This is a genomic window from Roseiconus nitratireducens (assembly GCF_008629675.1).
GTDB lineage: Bacteria > Planctomycetota > Planctomycetia > Pirellulales > Pirellulaceae > Stieleria > Stieleria nitratireducens.
In genome coordinates, this window is record NZ_VWOX01000038.1 from 1 (window position 1) to 16,494 (window position 16,494).

General features: G+C 57.6%; 13 protein-coding genes. 3 read left to right on the forward strand and 10 right to left on the reverse strand.

Translation table 11 applies throughout. From position 1 onward, the window contains the following. Positions 1–248: 248 nt before the first annotated feature. Genes FYK55_RS28160 through FYK55_RS28180 form a run of 5 tightly spaced genes read right to left on the reverse strand, consistent with a single transcriptional unit; the run spans position 249 to position 6,735 of the window. A complete protein-coding gene (locus tag FYK55_RS28160; RefSeq protein ID WP_235909035.1) occupies positions 249–1,931 on the reverse strand; it encodes an alpha-L-fucosidase in 1,683 nt (560 codons plus the stop codon). 45 nt (positions 1,932–1,976) lie between these two features. Further along, a complete protein-coding gene (locus FYK55_RS28165) occupies positions 1,977–3,461 on the reverse strand; it encodes an MFS transporter (RefSeq protein WP_150079955.1) in 1,485 nt (494 codons plus the stop codon). Positions 3,462–3,496: 35 nt separating this feature from the next. Then, a complete protein-coding gene (locus FYK55_RS28170) occupies positions 3,497–4,528 on the reverse strand; it encodes a zinc-binding alcohol dehydrogenase family protein (RefSeq protein ID WP_150079956.1) in 1,032 nt (343 codons plus the stop codon). After that, complete coding sequence (locus FYK55_RS28175; RefSeq protein ID WP_150079957.1) at positions 4,525–5,478, reverse strand: aldo/keto reductase; 954 nt, start codon at positions 5,476–5,478, stop codon at positions 4,525–4,527. The genes FYK55_RS28170 and FYK55_RS28175 overlap by 4 nt, the downstream gene beginning before the upstream one ends. Positions 5,479–5,487: 9 nt before the next feature. Further along, positions 5,488–6,735: a tagaturonate epimerase family protein gene (locus FYK55_RS28180; RefSeq protein ID WP_150079958.1), complete on the reverse strand. Its 1,248-nt coding sequence runs from the start codon at positions 6,733–6,735 to the stop codon at positions 5,488–5,490. Positions 6,736–6,837: 102 nt separating this feature from the next. Here FYK55_RS28180 and FYK55_RS28185 point away from each other — a divergent pair, with 102 nt between their 5' ends. Further along, complete coding sequence (locus FYK55_RS28185) at positions 6,838–7,716, forward strand: helix-turn-helix transcriptional regulator (protein ID WP_150079959.1); 879 nt, start codon at positions 6,838–6,840, stop codon at positions 7,714–7,716. 15 nt (positions 7,717–7,731) lie between these two features. Here the strand turns inward: FYK55_RS28185 and FYK55_RS28190 are convergent, their stop codons facing one another. The 5 genes from FYK55_RS28190 to trxC all read right to left on the reverse strand — a co-directional run bounded on the left by FYK55_RS28190 (position 7,732) and on the right by trxC (position 14,934). Continuing rightward, positions 7,732–9,117 (reverse strand): DUF1501 domain-containing protein, encoded by a 1,386-nt coding sequence (locus FYK55_RS28190; protein WP_150079960.1) that lies wholly within the window; start codon positions 9,115–9,117, stop codon positions 7,732–7,734. Positions 9,118–9,176: 59 nt separating this feature from the next. Next, a complete protein-coding gene (locus FYK55_RS28195) occupies positions 9,177–12,053 on the reverse strand; it encodes a PSD1 and planctomycete cytochrome C domain-containing protein (protein WP_150079961.1) in 2,877 nt (958 codons plus the stop codon). Continuing rightward, a complete protein-coding gene (locus FYK55_RS28200) occupies positions 12,046–13,680 on the reverse strand; it encodes a LamG-like jellyroll fold domain-containing protein (RefSeq protein ID WP_161604812.1) in 1,635 nt (544 codons plus the stop codon). Before FYK55_RS28200 ends, FYK55_RS28195 begins: the two co-directional genes overlap by 8 nt. Further along, complete coding sequence (locus FYK55_RS28205; protein WP_150079963.1) at positions 13,677–14,219, reverse strand: sigma-70 family RNA polymerase sigma factor; 543 nt, start codon at positions 14,217–14,219, stop codon at positions 13,677–13,679. Before FYK55_RS28205 ends, FYK55_RS28200 begins: the two co-directional genes overlap by 4 nt. 295 nt (positions 14,220–14,514) lie before the next feature. After that, a complete protein-coding gene (gene trxC / locus FYK55_RS28210) occupies positions 14,515–14,934 on the reverse strand; it encodes a thioredoxin TrxC (protein ID WP_150079964.1) in 420 nt (139 codons plus the stop codon). 386 nt (positions 14,935–15,320) lie between these two features. Between trxC and FYK55_RS28215 the strand changes: the two genes are divergently transcribed. Continuing rightward, on the forward strand, positions 15,321–15,791 hold the full coding sequence (locus tag FYK55_RS28215; RefSeq protein WP_150079965.1) for a GNAT family N-acetyltransferase: 471 nt from the start codon (positions 15,321–15,323) through the stop codon (positions 15,789–15,791). A gap of 122 nt (positions 15,792–15,913) precedes the next feature. Further along, positions 15,914–16,297, forward strand: a complete 384-nt coding sequence (locus FYK55_RS28220; RefSeq protein ID WP_150079966.1) for a nuclear transport factor 2 family protein — start codon at positions 15,914–15,916, stop codon at positions 16,295–16,297. Positions 16,298–16,494: the final 197 nt, after the last annotated feature.

The following is a 16,494-nucleotide window of genomic DNA, read 5'->3' on the forward strand; positions in this document are numbered from 1 at the left end:
CTTTGTTTGATGCCGGACGGAATCTCGCGCGCCGGCGACCGACGCGGAAAACAAAACGGCAAACTTGGCAACCAGGATCCAGGACGAGAATCTTCGGGGCGACATGTCGGTCTACTTGACGTTTGGTGTTGCGGGACAGAGTGGATGAATCGAAACGGATCGATGCGAGCGCAGCCGCTCTGCGGGAACTCCGACATTGATCGCTAGCGAGTTCGCACAAGTGAGGATCGCCAGGTTGCGTGCGTCGGCTACGGGGTCTCTGCCTGTGACGGTGGGCTGCCGGAAAGACGCAGTTTCAGCACGTAGGCATGCTCGCAGGGTGGTTGGCTGGGAAGGCTGACATGCAATCCCCGTTTGTCGCGAGTCCAGCGGATATCGGCATCGGTCCCCAGCATCTCGATTGATTCGATGATGCCGATGTCTTGATCGGAGTCCGTCAGCGTGTTGATCGTGACTCGGGGCGTTTTGGGCCAGTCGAGCAGGATCGCATAGAGGAAGTTGCCTTTGGTGGTGAACCGGATGTCTTGCGCCGTAAACGGTTGATCCTTGTGTTCAGCCAAGTGCCCGGTGGTCGTCTTCGTGGGGCCTTCGCCATACGTTTTCCAGTGGGACGTCTCATAAATCGCTTCGCCGTTGACGTCGAGCCATTCTCCGATGCTGAGCAGGATTTCACGGTCCTGGTCTGGAATCGTACCATCGGCACGCGGTCCAACGTTTAGCAGCAGACAACCGTTCTTCGCGACGACGTCGACGAGATCGTCGACCAGGCGGCCAGCCGATTTGTACTTTTGGTTCTCCGTGTAGCCCCAGGAACTACTGCTGATTGCCGTATCGGTCTGCCAAAAGGGGGTGCGAATCGCATCCATTTTGGACCGCTCCAGGTCCAGAACCGCTGCGCCCTCGGGGAAAGCTTTCCATTTGTAATTGATAATTCCCAGAGGTCTTTTACGTTGGGAAGAGACGTTGTAGTAGTACGACGCGAATCGCTGCAGGTAGGGGGAGAAATGGTTGTCGGTGTACTCAGTGTCTTGGCCTGCCGTGATGCCAAAATCAAACCAGATCAGATCGGGGTCATACTTGTCGACAAGCTCACAGGTTCTGGCCAGCCAGTCGTCTTTGAATTGTTTGTCCTGCGGTTCAAATCGCGATTTGTAATCGGCTGCGTCTTCCTTGAAGAGGAACGGCATCGGCCTGCCATACAAGCGCGCGTATTTCGGATCGGCGTTATCGAACTCGGGGCGTCGGACAAAGTACTTCCAATTAAATGCCCGATGGCTGCTCAATCCGAATTTCATTCCCCGGTCGCGAACAGCGGTCTGTAGTTCCGCAATGATGTCTCGCTTCGGCCCCATTTCCTTTGCGTTCCACGACGTGAAGCTGCAGTCGTACATCGGAAAACCGTCGTGGTGTTCGGCGACGGGGACGACATATCTCGCTCCCGCCCGTTTGAATAGATCAGCCCACTGGGCAGGATCGAAGGCCTCCGCTCTGAATCTTGGGATGAAATCTTTGTAGCCAAAGTCGGATTGGGGGCCGTATGTTTTCGCGTGGTGAGTAAAGAAGTTGTCGCCACGCCGCTCGGTATCAATGTACATCTGGCGGGGATACCATTCGCTTCCGAAGGCCGGCACGCTGTAAACGCCCCAGTGAATGAAGATGCCAAACTTGGCATCCTTGTACCACTTCGGGATCTCATAGTTTTCCAAGGACGTCCAGGTCGGGTCGAAGGGCCCCTCTTGGATCACCCGATCAATTCGATCGATCGCCGCAGCAACCCTGGGGTGCGGAGCCATCGGATCGTCGACTGACAAGGGTTCTTCGGCCGACTTTCGTTCTTGAGCAGAAACTGGCATCGGGGCCAGGGGGGCGAACGCAAGTCCGCCGAGGACCGCGAAGACTGAAAGCCGCTGTTTGATCATTGAATCTGCCATTTGATTTGACTCGTCGATTATTCGTTTCCGGTTGGGCGATACGGATCAGGGCAAAACATCCACTTCACGTTCGAACTTGACAAAGGTTCGGAGACCGTAGAGGGCAATCAGCAGGAAGCAGGTGGCGGGCAGCCAAAAAGAAACACGGACCGAGTAGGCGTCGATCAAGCCGCCCTGCAGTTTTGTGAGGACGGCACCCCCGACGATTGCCATGATCAAGAACGCCGATCCAAGCTTGGACTCTTCCTCGGTCAAGGAATGCAGTGAAATGCCGTAGATTGTTGGGAACATCAATGACATGCAGGCCGAGATCATGACCAGGCTTGTCAGCCCGACCTTGCCCGGCAGATAGATGGCTCCAAGCGTGAACGCGAACGCTCCGCAGGCGAACACGGTCAGCATCAATCCCGGGCTGAAGACTCGCAACAGTGCGGTGCAGATCCATCGGCTGCACAAAAAAATCACCATCGCGACGATGTTGTACGATTGTGCCTGGGCGAGAGATAAGCCGACCTGTTCCATGCCGTAGTGGACGATGAAGGTCCAGCACATGATCTGCGCGCCGACGTAGAATCCTTGCGCGGCCACTCCCTCGCGAAACCTCGGTTGGCTGAAGAGGTTGCGTACCGTCTCGCCAACGGTGAATTGTCCTCGCTGTTCCGAAAACGTCGGCATGCTGGACATCGCGTACACGACAAGGAACAGCGTCACGATGACCGCGATCACGATGTAAGGCATTTTGACGGCATCCAAATCGGAGCGCTGCATCGCAAAAAAAGCATCGGGGTCGCTGGAACGGAATCCCTTGAGCGCGTTGGGCATCGCCGCGTCCAGGGCGCCCACCTCACTGCGAAATTCTGGGATTTCGGCATACAGGCTGACCGTCGTTCCGTCGGCCAGCTTGGTCGTCGAGTTCTCGCTCGCGTGCGGTTGAACGACCAGGTGCCGGACGACCGACGGGTCTCGGTCGCCCAGCTTTTCGCGGAATTCTCCCGTTTGTAACTGGGGTGCCAACACCAAGGTCGCGACGCCCATGCCAACCAATGAACCAACCGGATTGAACGCCTGGGCCAGGTTCAATCGTTGTGTCCCGGTTTCCCGGGGGCCCATCGCAAGGATGTACGGATTGCAAGCGGTCTCCAAAAAGGCCAGACCGTAGGTCAGGACGTAGGACCCGAGCAGGAACAAACCGAACGTCGCCGTGGATGCTGCCGGAACGGCCAACAGAGCGCCCAGGATGTAAAAGCTGAAGCCGACCATGATGGCGGCTTTGTAGGAGAATCGACGGATGAAGAGAGAAGCCGGCAATGCCATGCAGAAGTAGCCCGTGTAGAACGCAAACTGCAGCCACGACGCCTGGGACGTCGTGATAACGAACACGTTCTCGTACACCTTGACCAAGGGATTCGTAAAGTCGTTTGCGAATCCCCACAAGGCAAAGCAACAGGTTGTCAGCACAAAGGGAACCAGGTATTGCCGAGGAACGACAGGTGGCTTTTCCGGCCGAGTGGCGATGTCGTTGGAGGACATCTGTGAAGGCTCTGTCGTCAATTTCTCCGATTCAGTCACGCCGTCACCTCGATCATGGCCTTGATGACGCCGGAGCCCGGTGCGATCCACTGATCAAAAACTCGCGGCACCTCATCGAATGAGGCGTGATGGGTGATCCATGGATCCGTGTTGATCTTTCCGTCTTCGATCAAAGCGACAATCTTTTCGAAGTCGGCTGGCATCGCATTGCGGCTTGCCAACAAAGTCAATTCGCGTCGATGAAAGATGGGTGCGTGGGGAAATTGCAGATCGTTTTGAGTGATTCCGACGTAGACGACCCGGCCGGCAAAAGCGGCGAAATCAAACGCTCGCACCATGCTGCGGTGATTTCCGGTTGCATCCACCACCACGTCCGCCAGCCTGCCGCGGCCGAATTCCCGGATCATTTCAATGTCTCGGTCGTCGCCTTCCAGCTTCACGGTTTGGGCGACGCCCATTGCTTCGGAGACAAAATTTAGACGCTGTTGGTTGATGTCGGCCACGACGACGTTGGCTTGATTGAGCCTCGCAAATTCCAGTGCGGACAAGCCGATCGGACCGGCGCCGAGTATCAGCACATTGTCACCCGCTGTTGGCCCGCCGCGGTCGACGGCATGACATCCGATTGCAAGCGTTTCCACCAAAGCTGCTTGGTCGTAGCTGAGTGATCCCGAGGGATGAAGTTTTCGAGCGGGCAGGATGACCTGGTCGGTCAGTCCCCCGTCACACATGACCCCGAATGTCTGATTGTGTTCGCAACAGTTGGTGTGCCCACGCCGACACGAATCACACCTTTCGCAATTCAAATAGGGTTCGACGCAGCAGCGGTCGCCCGCTTTGAGATGCGTGACCCCGTCGCCAACCGCCAGCACTTTGACGCCCAATTCATGACCCGGGATCCGTGGAAATTCAAAGAACGGGAACTTGCCCAGATAGCAGCCGACGTCCGTTCCGCAGACACCCATGCGGTGTACCCGAACAAGGACTTCCCCCGGGCCAGGATCGCCGGGTTCCGGAATATCGATCTGCTTCCATGTCCTGACGTCGCTGATTTGCAGAGCTTTCATGGCTCGTTGTTCTCCGGAAGCCCTTCGCGGTGGCTGATGTTGTGAACCGGTTCGAGTACCTTCAGCACGTCAGAGAGCAGTCCTTCGTCCATCGGCTCGCTGATCCAGTCGGCCCATTTGCGAATGTTCTCCGGATTGGCACTGCCGGCCACGGTGGTGGCAAGGGATGGGTGGCTGCAGGAAAACTGGAGCGCCAGCTTTGCAATGTCCACGCCCCGCCGCTCACAAAGTTTTGCCGCCAAGCGCGCTGCCTGCTGCACTTCCAACGAATCCTTGTGCCAGCTCGGTAGCGGAGCATGGGTCAGCAAGCGAGCAGCGAAAGGTCCGGCATTCATGATGCCGACTCCTTTGGGTTCCAGTTGGGGCACCACATCGTCGACCAGCCGTGTGTTTTGGAGCGTGTATTGGTTGTACGACATGATGCAATCGAGGTCGGTCTGCGAAGCCACTTCATTGAAGATCTTCATCGGATAACCGCTGATTCCGATGGCCCGAACCTTGCCCGCTGCTTTCGCTTTTTCGATCGCCGGAATGGTCTCCTGGATAATCTGCGTCAGGGGCACAAATTCGATGTCGTGGCACAGCACGATTTCCAGATGATCCGTCTGTAGCCGGTGCAGACTGACGTCAATGCTTTCGGAAACCCGCTTGGCGGAGAAATCAAAATGCTCGACATCGTATCGCCCCAGCTTGGTGCACAGCATGTACTGGTCACGAGGAATGTCTTTGAGCGCGATGCCGAGCAGGACCTCTGACATGCCGCGTCCGTAGTACGCCGACGTGTCGATCAGGTTCATGCCCAGTTCCAGCGCCGTGTGAACGCTGGCGAAGACGTCGGACATCTCCACTTTACGGAACTCGTTGCCGAGCGACGATGCGCCGAAGCTGAGAATGGGTAGTTCTAGACCGGTGTTTCCAAGTTGTCTTGTCGGGAGTGTTGCGACACTCATGACGTTCTCCTAGCCGATAAAGAGTGGTTTCATGTGGCGTTCGAGCAGATTGCGGGTCACCTGTTCGCCAACGATTTCCCGGTTCGCTTTCAGCAGGTCCAGGTAGCGGTCGCCGGATTGTGCGGCGACTTTGAATGCGACGTGCAGTAGCTGTCGAACATTGGCGTTGAAGCGAGGATCATCAGGAATATGGCGCAGAGTCGCCGCCAAGTGCGGCCCATCCCACTGCGTGACTTCCTCGACCGATGGCAACGCCGAGCAATCGATGTCGATCACGCTCGCATAGGGGGAGCAGAGCTCGTCCAGGTGCTCCAACGAGTAGGCGTAGATCTCTTTGGCGAGCTCCAATCCGTCGCCTCCTGCTTCGGAGAGCCCGATCAGCTCTTCCAGCCACGTCGTGCCGGCGGTCTTCAAATGGATGCCAACACCTTTGTCCTTGATGGCCTTGCGGATGACCGGGTAGATGCTGAACTTGTCGCTGCCGCTGTGGACGCTTAGTTTCAGATTCTCGGGAAGGCCGTAACGCCGGACCGCTTCGCTAATGACTGCCAAATCCTCATTGAACTCGCGTTCGAAATGGTCGATCTGGCCGACGTAGTCGACGCCCTTGTTAAATCGTCCGGTAAACTTCGGCGCGATCGTCTGCAAGCGAATCTTCTCATCAGCAAGAGCTGCCAGAATCACCATCAGCTCGGCGGGCATCTGTGGCGAATCGGTTTCGTCCATCGATACCTCCGCGATGAAGTGATCTTCGCCTTTGGCGTTCGCGATGTAGCGATAGATCTCTCCGGCGGCCTTGCACGCCCCGAGGTACTGGCGGGCCACACGTGTCACGAAGTCGCGGTCGACTTTGTAGCAGGTTTGCGTGCCTGGTAGCCGAAGCTCGCCGATCAGTTCACCGTGCGCGTCGACGAACTGGTCGATCTGGTCCTTTGCGACAGGCGTTCCGATGAAGTCGGCAACGTCGATCGTGAAAAAGTCACTGCAGTCCAGAAAAGGGTCGACGGTGGAAAGTTGGATGTGATCCGCGTCGACGTACCAACTTTTCTTCCAACCCCGCTCTTCGACTGCGTGTTGGGCTGCCGTGCGGACGCTTTGGGGGTTGGAGCCGACGAATTGATGCTCGCGATTGGATTTGTTCCACACCGGAACAATGTCCACGCCCAGTTCGGACGCTTGTTCAAATGCGCGTAATTGCGCCGCAGCCTGGTGAGCAAACCGGTCGCCCACACCAAAAGACAATTTTTCTAAATGCACTGGATCCGCCTTGGGTTAACGTTCGGGTATCATTGTGGCCGTGGCAATGCTCACCTCCATAGCCAAACATGAACCCGGCATGTCTTTTCTTAACCTCGACAGATGACTGGCGAACCGGATTTCGTTTCCCGACAGACGCACGACGCCAGGCGTTTCTACCTCAAACTGCACCCGTCGGATGAACAGCCGGTGTCGCTGGTTTGCGGTGGCGTCGAGCGGATGGATGCCGACTACATCGTCGAACGAAGTGACTTTGCTTACTATGCGATTGAATGGGTCAGCGAGGGGCGCGGCTTGCTATCGATGGGCGGAAAAGATCACGCGTTAGAGATCGGATCCCTGTTCGCGTACGGTCCCGGCATCCCGCACCGGATTCTGAATTTGGCGCCGGACAACATGCGCAAGTACTACCTTGACTTGGCGGGTCAAGAGGTCGCGGATCGTCTCGGCAAGCTGGGATTATTGGAGGGACGACCGGTCACCATTCGACGACCGCACGAGTTGGTCGAACTCTGGAATCTGATCGATCGAGAAGCGCGAGATGTGGGGGATTCAGCCGAAGCGATCTGCCAAACGTTGATCCGCCTGTTTTTCCAGAAGATTCAGCAGCGAATGGTGTCGTCGGCAACGGGCGAATCATCGGAGGCGTTCCATACCTTTGAGATGGCATGTCGGCTTATCGAGGAGCGGTTTTTGGAATTCAAAACAATCGAGGAGGTTGCCGCCGAGTTGGGATTTTCCCCGGTCTATCTTTCCAGGTTGTTCAAACGATTTGCAGGATCCGGAGCGTATCGGTACCTGCTTCGTGTGCGGATGAACTACGCCGCGGAACTCATTCTAGAACGCGGTCTCAAGGTAAACGCGGTCGCAAAACGCCTGCATTATGCGGACGCTTTCCAGTTTTCTCGCGCGTTCAAGCGGATCCACGGCGTCCCTCCAAGCTCTCTTTCGAAAACTTTCTCCGCGGGACAGTACCGATAACTTGCGAAGGGGCTTCTACGCGATCATCTCCTTGATGACCTCTCCCCCGAACTGTGAGAGTTGCTTGAAACGGCCGCCGTGAAAATAGGTCAGCTTGTTGTCGTCCAGGCCCAACAGATGAAGCAAGGTGACGTGCAGGTCGCGGATGGGATGGACGCATTCGACTGCCGCCGAACCGAGTTCGTCGGTCGCCCCCACGACACCGGGTTTGACGCCACCACCGGCTAGCAGCATCGTCATCGCCTGATTGTTGTGTCCGCGACCGAGCGAATAGACTCCACCGCGTTTGTTGTTGTCGGGGGTTCGCCCGAATTCGCCCGTCCAGATCACCAGTGTATCTTCCAGCATGCCACGCTGTTTTAGATCGCGTATCAACGCTGCGATCGGTTTGTCGACACTCTTGATCCGTGCGGTGTGCCCCCGCTCCAGGTAATCGTGGCTATCCCAACCGCCGCTAAAAATTTGGACGAACCGAACGCCGCTTTCTACCAGCCGCCGAGCCATCAGGCATTGCCGGCCAAACACCTCGGTTTCGGGGTCATCCAATCCGTACATCGAAGACGTTTTCTGTGATTCTTTGCCGAGGTCGATGACGTCCGGAACTTCGGTTTGCATGCGAAATGCCAGCTCGTAATTTTCCATCCTGGCAAGCAATCGCTGATCGGTTTCGCCGAGTGACTTCAGGTGCTGTTCGTTCAGCCAGGACAGTTCGTCCAGGGCGCGACGTTGATGTTCTCTGGATTTGAAGCTCTGCGACGCAAGGTCCAGGATGGGCGAACCCTGGGGCCGTAAACGGGTGCCTTGATAATAGGGAGGCAGGAAACCGTTGCTCCAGTTGGTGGGACCGCCCTGTGGCAACGCCAGTTCGGTCATCACGACGTAACCGGGAAGGTTCTGGTTTTCGGTGCCCAAGCCGTAATTCACCCAGGCGCCCACGGCCGGATCACCCCCCAGCCGACTGCCCGTATTCAGATGGAACAGGGCTTCGGGGTGATTGAGTGATTCCGCCTGGCAGCCCCGAAAGTTGCAAAGTTCGTCGGCAATGTAGGGATCGGCCAGGTGCTGCCACTGGTCGCACATTTCGATGCCGTTGTTTCCCGTTTTCCGAAATTGAAACGGACTGCCAACGAAGAATTTGAATCCTTTCTCTTGCCCGAAGCCCAGCTTCGATTCTTGCTTGTGTAGCCGAGAAAGTTCGGGTTTCGGATCGAACGTGTCCATGTGCCCCGGACCTCCTTCCATGAACAGCATGATGACGTTCTTTGCCTTGGCCGGGAGCATCGGTTTCTTAGGTGCCAGCGGTGACGTCGCCACCTCTTCCGCATCCAGCATGGAAGTAAAGGCGACGGATCCAAGGGATGCACTGAGGCCGTAGAGAAAATCACGTCTTGAAACGCTCATGAAACCATCTATGGGGTTGGGCGGTGGGGAACTCGGGCGATCGAGCCGGTGGGATCAAGTCACTGCAAGTACATGAACTCGTTCACGTTGAACAGCAACAGGCACAGATCGGCGAGTGCTCGAGTTCTTGGTCCGACTTCATCGGGTTTGGTGTCGGCCCGGTAGCTCTCGAACACCGGAAGAATCTCCTCATATTGAAACGTTTGGCCGCTAAACTCTTCGACCAACGATCGCGTGATGCTGGCGGGGTACTCGGCGTCCTTCGGATCGACCGACTTGTGATAAACCGTCATTTCATTGACGTAGCGCCCTAGCCGTTTCGTCTCCGATTGCGACGGGGCGCGCAACAGCAGGATGTTGAAGGCCCGGTGGATCTGCTCCGGCAAGCTGTCACGCTCGCGCTCAAGTCGCTGGGCCATCGCAATCGAGCGATCCGTGATGGTATCGCTATTGAGCAACGTAAAGACTTGCGGGGTCACGGCCGCCGATTCACGCAATTCGCACGACTCGTTCGGATTCGGCTGGTTGAACAATTCCGTGAAGGGGTCGGCCTGGCCGCGAACGTGGTAAGCGTAGATCGTGCGACGATTTCGCAAATCTGGTGTCGGCGAAGGCTGGTAGGCTGGCGCCAAGGAGAACTGAATCATGCGAGGCTGCAGTGCGACTTCCATGTTGATCTCCGGCATCACCGGAAGCCCACCGTCGGACTGCACCAGTTCTCCAGTCGCGGCCAGGATCGAATCGCGGATCTCTTCGGCCGTCAGTCGGCGTCGGGGGAAATGGGAAAGCAGAGCATTGGTGGGATCGACGGAGGCAAGTTGCTTTTGATTGGGAACGACACTCGATCGGCGATAGGCATCCGACAACATGATCCGGCGGTTCATCTGTTTGATCGACCAACCGTTGTCGATGAAGTCGGACGCCAGGAAATCGAGCAATTGGGGGTGCGTGGGCTTGGCACCTTTGGCACCAAAGTTGTTGGAGTTCGCGGCGATTCCTCTGCCAAAATGGAACTGCCAAAGGCGATTGACGATGCTCCGAGTCGTCAAGGGATTGTCCGGATCGGCGATCCACCGGGCCAGCGCCAGCCTGCGACCCGCGACCTTCCCCGGCAGCAGGTAGGGATCGTCGGCGTCGTCACGGACTTCCAACGCCGCGGCGCTCAAGACGCCGGGAAAAACGCGGTCTCCCAGGGCGGTCAATGCGCCCCCGAGCAAGATGTGGTTCTTCGGCGCGGCACCGTCATTCTGCTTTCGTCGGATACGCAGCTTTCGTGCCCCGTTCCACGAAAGGTCAAATGAAGCCGCGTTGTACACGCTTTGCGCCATGGGCTCGTATCGTTCCAGCCGCCGGGCCCAAATCCACTCGTCCTGCTCGCGGACCTTCCGTTGCCCTTGTTCGGTAGGGCTGAGTCCCACGTGGCGGGGCGGTTTCATCTCGTCCGGGTCGTCTTTTCGTTCGTTTTCCGTTTTGTAGGGAAGCTCGTGCTCGTCGTACCAGGCACGAGCCGCCGCTTCCTGTTTCTCCAGGATCGCGTTCTTTTCCTTCACGGCGAAGTCCAGCATTCGCTGAACGTGTGCACGGCCCGATGCGGCTTGACTGAGATCCTCCTCCGGCAGAAACGGAACCGGGCGTTCCGCCATTTGCGTGGTCGAAAAGGCAGAGTAGATGCGGTAGTAATCTCGCGTGGGAATGGGGTCAAACTTATGGTCGTGGCACTTGCAACAGCGAAGGGTTTGCGAAAGAAACGTTTGACCGGTGATGTTGACCAGGTCATCCAGGTACATCTGCCGAGCCTCATCGGCGTCGACCATCGCGTTGTCCCAGGGGCCCATCCTCAGGAATCCCGTGGCGATGATCGCCTCCGCTTCTTCTTCGTTGTAGTCGCCGTCAAGCTGCGCCTGGAAAACTTGTTCCTGGGACGCGTCGTTTCGTTCGCGGTAAGCCTCATCGGCCAGCTCGTCACCGGCAAGCTGCTGGACGATGAATTCGTTGTACGGTTTGTCTGAATTGAAGGCACGGATCACGTAGTCACGGTATCGCCACATGTTGGAACGCTCGTAGTCGTTCGACATGCCGCCGGTGTCCGCGTACCGTGTGACGTCCAGCCAGTGTCGGGCCCAGTGTTCGCCGTATCGGGGGCTGTCCAACAAACGGTCGACCAACTGTTCCCAGGCCTGTTGAGAGTCTTCCTGGTAGGCTTTGGTGAACTTGTCCACTTCCGAAGGTGTGGGCGGTAGGCCGGTCAAGTCGTAGGTCGCTCGCCGGATCAGGTCGGTTGCCTCGGCCGGCCCCGCAGCCTCAAGGCCCGCTTCATCAAGCCGGCGATTGATAAAGTGGTCGATTGCCTGGTTGCGATCAATCTCGGAAGGCAGGCATTCGGCAACGCTCTTGACCGGCAGAAACGCCCACAGATCTTCCACTTCGTATCGGCGATTGGTCCATTCTTCCGATGTGCCGCCGCTTGTGCGGACGATCATTCCGTCATCCGTGATGCGACGTTGCGCCTCCGCGTCTCGAATCGCTGCTTGAGTTTCTTCGTCCGGCCACGGAGCACCTTGCCGGATCCAGTCTCGGAACAGATCGATCTGCTGGTCCGTCAAACGGTCATTCTCTTTGGGCGGCATCTCGTAGCCTTCCCAGGCGATGGCTCCGACCAAAGTTCCGTCGTCGGGAGAGCCCGGGACGACCGCTGGTTCCTCAGATTCGCCTCCACGCAACAGCGACTCGCGATCGAGCACGCTGAATCCGCCCTTGAGATCGCTCGGATCGCCTCCGTGGCACCCCAAGCATTTGTCCTTCAGCAATGGCAACACTTTGAGAGTGAATTGTCGCTCGGTGGATTCATCGGTGGATTCATCGGCGAACAAATCCGGCGTGCGGAAGAAACCGACCAACAGGATCGTTGCGGCGAAAAAGAAAAACTGCTTACTCATTCGGGTTTCCCGTTTCATACCATTGCATGATTTCATCGGCGGACAATGCGCCGGAATACATTGCGAACTCATCCATCGTTCCGTTCAGATTGCGGAGCACGAAATCAGGGTCCGTGCGGTACATCGGCTCGCTCCAGTTGCAGATCGAAGCGTGGCCGATGCGAATGGATTCAACCAACATCTGATCCGGAATCCGTTCGCTGCTGATTGGCTGTCCGTTCAAATAGTGGGTGACCATTTCGCGATCCACGTCGTATGTCACTGCCAACATGATCCAACGCCCGCTTAAAGCCGGGGTCCAGATGCTCGGCGAGTAAAACACAGGCTGGGGGCGTTGGGATTCTGTTTCGTCCTTGGGCACTTTGACGGAGAAGAAAACACGTCCGTCGTCCATCAATTGCCAGTGGGGTTCCCGCTCTTCGTGTCCGTCGGTCAGGAACAGGGAGTTGTACCAGCGATCCAGGCTGTTGATTTTGACCCAGCAGATCAGCGTCACGCCGCGGTGCTCGCTTGGGACGTCGACGCGAATTCTGCTGCCGATCGGACTGAAATCGATCGCGCCTTCGCTGCGTCCCCAGCGGTCGGTCCCTCTTTTCGCTGCCACGATGGTTCCGTCGGAAGCAAGCGGGCTGCGATGGTTCGCCAGGTTCTCGATCAACCGCGTTTGAGGGCGGTCCGATCTAAATCGGTAGTGGGCGACGACCCGCGGATCCGATTGGACGGAATCCCCCCACTGCGACCATTGGGAAAACCGCCGTTGTTGTTTTTGCCGCACTCGATCCTGGAACTCGGTTGGTCCGACCGGTCCGGTCGATTGGGAACGCGCGTCCAGAATGTGCCCTGATTCCGCCAACCGACGTGAGGCGCCCGCATCCAGACGCAACAAGTCGCTCCCCGGCGGATGCAACTCGACCTTTCCATCGATGACATGCACATCCGCACCGTCATGGTCAACGTTGACGCTGAATTCGGTCCCTAAGTCGACAACATCACCCGATGCCGTCTTGATTCGAAACCCTTGCGCCGGTTCGGGGACGTGAGCCCGCGCCATGCCCCGAAGCATCGTGACTTGCATCGGAGAATCGATCGTGAATTGACACTCGCCCTCCACCACGATTTGGACACCGCTGAAGAGCTCGATGTGGGCCAGACCCGCTGCAAGATGCAGTTCACCGGACGGCAACAAATCGCCTTCGCGGAAGGCGGTGCCCGTCCAAACTGCGTCGTCTTGCCCGTTCAAGACCGCGAATCCGCTCGCGGAAAGCTCCGCACCGGACCTCAGACCAGCGGCGGTCGGTTGAGAGGCCGGGTTTCCCTCGCCGCTGGGGTCGGTCGTCTTCCCACTGATAACCAGGACCAAAATGCTTGCGGCGACGGCAAGGATCGAACCCGACAGAATCGTGATCCAGCGAGTTCGTTTCGTGTTCGCGGGTGAAATTGGGGGACTGAATGCGGGAGACTCTGCCAGCTCATTTTCGAACAGCATGGCAAGCTTGACGCGATCGTAGTACTCCTGTCTTACCGAGCGGTCAACAATCATCTCGGCTTCGATTCGGAGTCGATCCGCGTCACTGATGGACCCGTCCAAAAGGGAATCGATCAGAAGTAGGCGTTCTTCCTGATTCATGCGAGGCCCTCCGCGGAATCCAGACGGCGTTGAATGCATCGCAGCAGGGCGGTGCGAAGTCGGCTCAAAGTCACTCTCAACCCACCGACACTTCGGCCCAATCGGGCGGAAAGCTGGGAAATCGATTCATCGCCGCGATAGCGGGACAGCAGCAGGTCGCGACTTTCCGTTTTCAGCTCTCCGAGACATTTGCGGAGGGCGAGTTGTTGATCGCTCAGGTCGTCCTGCATTTGTGGGACTTCGTCGGCGATGCAGCGTGTCAATTCGTCCGAGAAGGTCAGCCGGGCATCCCGAGCCTGTTGTTTTCGAAAGTTCAGCACTTCGTAGCGTGCGATCGCGCTGGCCCAAGCGCGGAAATTGGTGCCCCTCTGGAAATCGCCGCGCTTTTGCCAAAGTTTTGCGTTGGTCTGCTGAACCACTTCCTCGACCTGACGCTCGCCGGGCATTAGGGCGCGGATCGTCAGCGCGATCGCCCCCTGGCTGGCGGTGAGCAGCGCTACGAATTCCGCCTGTTCGTCGCTAGAAACTTCTGGTCGCATGCCTATTAATTCCGGTAGAACGGCCGGTGTTAACAAGAATCCGGCCGGTGCACTCAAAGAATCTGGACATCCACGACGTTCTGGAATGGGAAAGCCCGGCGGTGCGATCCTCATTCATTCTCGCGCGTGCTGGTGCCTCCGCAGTGCATATGGGCAAAAATGCCTCGTCAGACGAATCTCCTGGGCCCGTGACGCTTGGTCGGAAAGGCAGGGAGCTATTTCGATTCGGCTGAACGCGGTTGATCTGCCGAGCTTGACGAGAGCTCGGAGGCTTCTGGCCGCGGCTTTCTGCGTCTTACCCGACGCCGACGAATTGGGCGATCTGGTCGGCACTCATCGCTCCGGACTGACGCGCGACTTCTCGGCCGGCGCGGAACAGGATCATGGTGGGGATGCCGGAGATACCGAATTGGCTTGCCGTCTGAGGCGCCTGCTCGGTGTCCAACTTCGCCAACAGGATCCGTGGCGAGAGATTGGCTGCGGCTTCCGCGTACGCCGGCGCCATCATGCGACATGGGCCACACCACGGCGCCCAAAAATCGACGAGCACCGGAACTTCGGTTTTGCCGACGAATCTCGCAAACTGCTCTTCCGTCAAATCGATCGGATGAGCAGGAAGCAACGCCTGTTTGCACTTCCCGCAAACGGGTTTGTCCCGCAATCGCGCCTCGGGAACGCGGTTCAACGCCGCACACTGGGAGCAGATGACATTCACGGGGCCATTCCTGATGGATGCAAGTCACACCAAGGAGGTGCGACATCTGCGTGTCACTTGACCACCTGCGGGCTTCCGCCGAGGAAACCGGAAGGCAATCACGTCAACGGCCAAGCATAACATCGAGCGCCGTCGCTGTCTGCCGATGGCAGTCGTTGTGGTGGTACAAGGAGCGTCACACCGCCCTCTCACCTACGTCGTCAATCCTCAGTTGTAGCATTCGACGGGGCCGGTCGTGCCACCGAGGACGCCGAGTTCTCCGAGGTGCGATGTTCAACACCCTCCCGTGCTCATCGGGTAGTCTGTGGAAGATTGCGTCCGGACTTCAACCGTGCGGCGATGCGCTACGTGCGTGAAACCTGGTCACATTGAGGGCGTGGCATTCGATGACCGCTTCAAGCGAAATTCGTCTTACCTTGGAACCGAACGACGAAGCTCCCGCCTGTCAAGCGGTTTGTGCTCTGTTGCGCGACCACAACTGGAACGCGAATCCCGAACTGATGCAGCTGCTGACGAGCCCCAAACCCAAAGACCCGATCAACCTGATTGCCTGGAGCGAACAAGCCGTCGTTGGCGGTCTGCTGGGCTACACCCAGCGGAAATGGCTTCGCATCGATATCCTGGCCGTTGCCCCCGACCACCGTCAGCGTGGCATCGGAACGTCACTGATGCGGGAGGCGGAGCGGTTGGCTAGATTGCGGGGATGCTGCTACGGGTATGTTGACACGCTGGAGCACCAAGCACCTGGGTTCTATCTCCGGTTTGGCTACCAGAGCTCCGGCGAGATCAAAGATTGGGATTCCCGGGGAAACGCCAAGTACTTCCTGACGCGCCGAATCGCACCGGACAGTGGCTAAGGAAGCGATGCAAGGATCAACCTGAGCGACTGAAGCCGATTCGGGTTTTGCCGTTTTGCAATTCCGGCATTCTTATCCGTCCCGGTCAACTCCGGCATCCTCTCAACTTCATCGAGCATCGTATGGCCTCCAACCTGGAAACGAACAAAACAAACGCCATCGCGTTCTATCGCATGGCTTACCTTGGTAACCCTCGCGAGGCGGTCGAGCAGTTCGTTGGGGCCGAATACATTCAGCACAACCCGTTGGTTGGCGACGGTCAGGATGCATTCGTTGAGTACTTCGAGCGGATGGCGCGAGAGTATCCACGCAAGTCGATTGAATTTGTACGAGCCGTCGCCGAGGGGGATCTGGTGGCGCTGCACACGCATCAATCGTGGCCGGATGACCAGGAATACGTCACGATGGACTTCTTTCGTTTCGATCGCGAGGGGAAAATCGTTGAACACTGGGACGCGATTCAAGCGATTCCCGACGAGTCGATGAATGGGAATTCGATGTATTGAAGACTGTACTGAAGAGAAGGGACGAACGGCAGTTTTGATGGTGGACGGCAGTCGATGTCCCACGCTCATGCATTTCCGTAGGTCATGGAGTCGCGTTGGACCTCGGACCAGCATCACTGAAGACCCGCGGTTAGTGAATCATCGAGCCAGAATCTGTGACCAGCGATGACGTGTTTGGCCACTTCACCCTCCCGCTC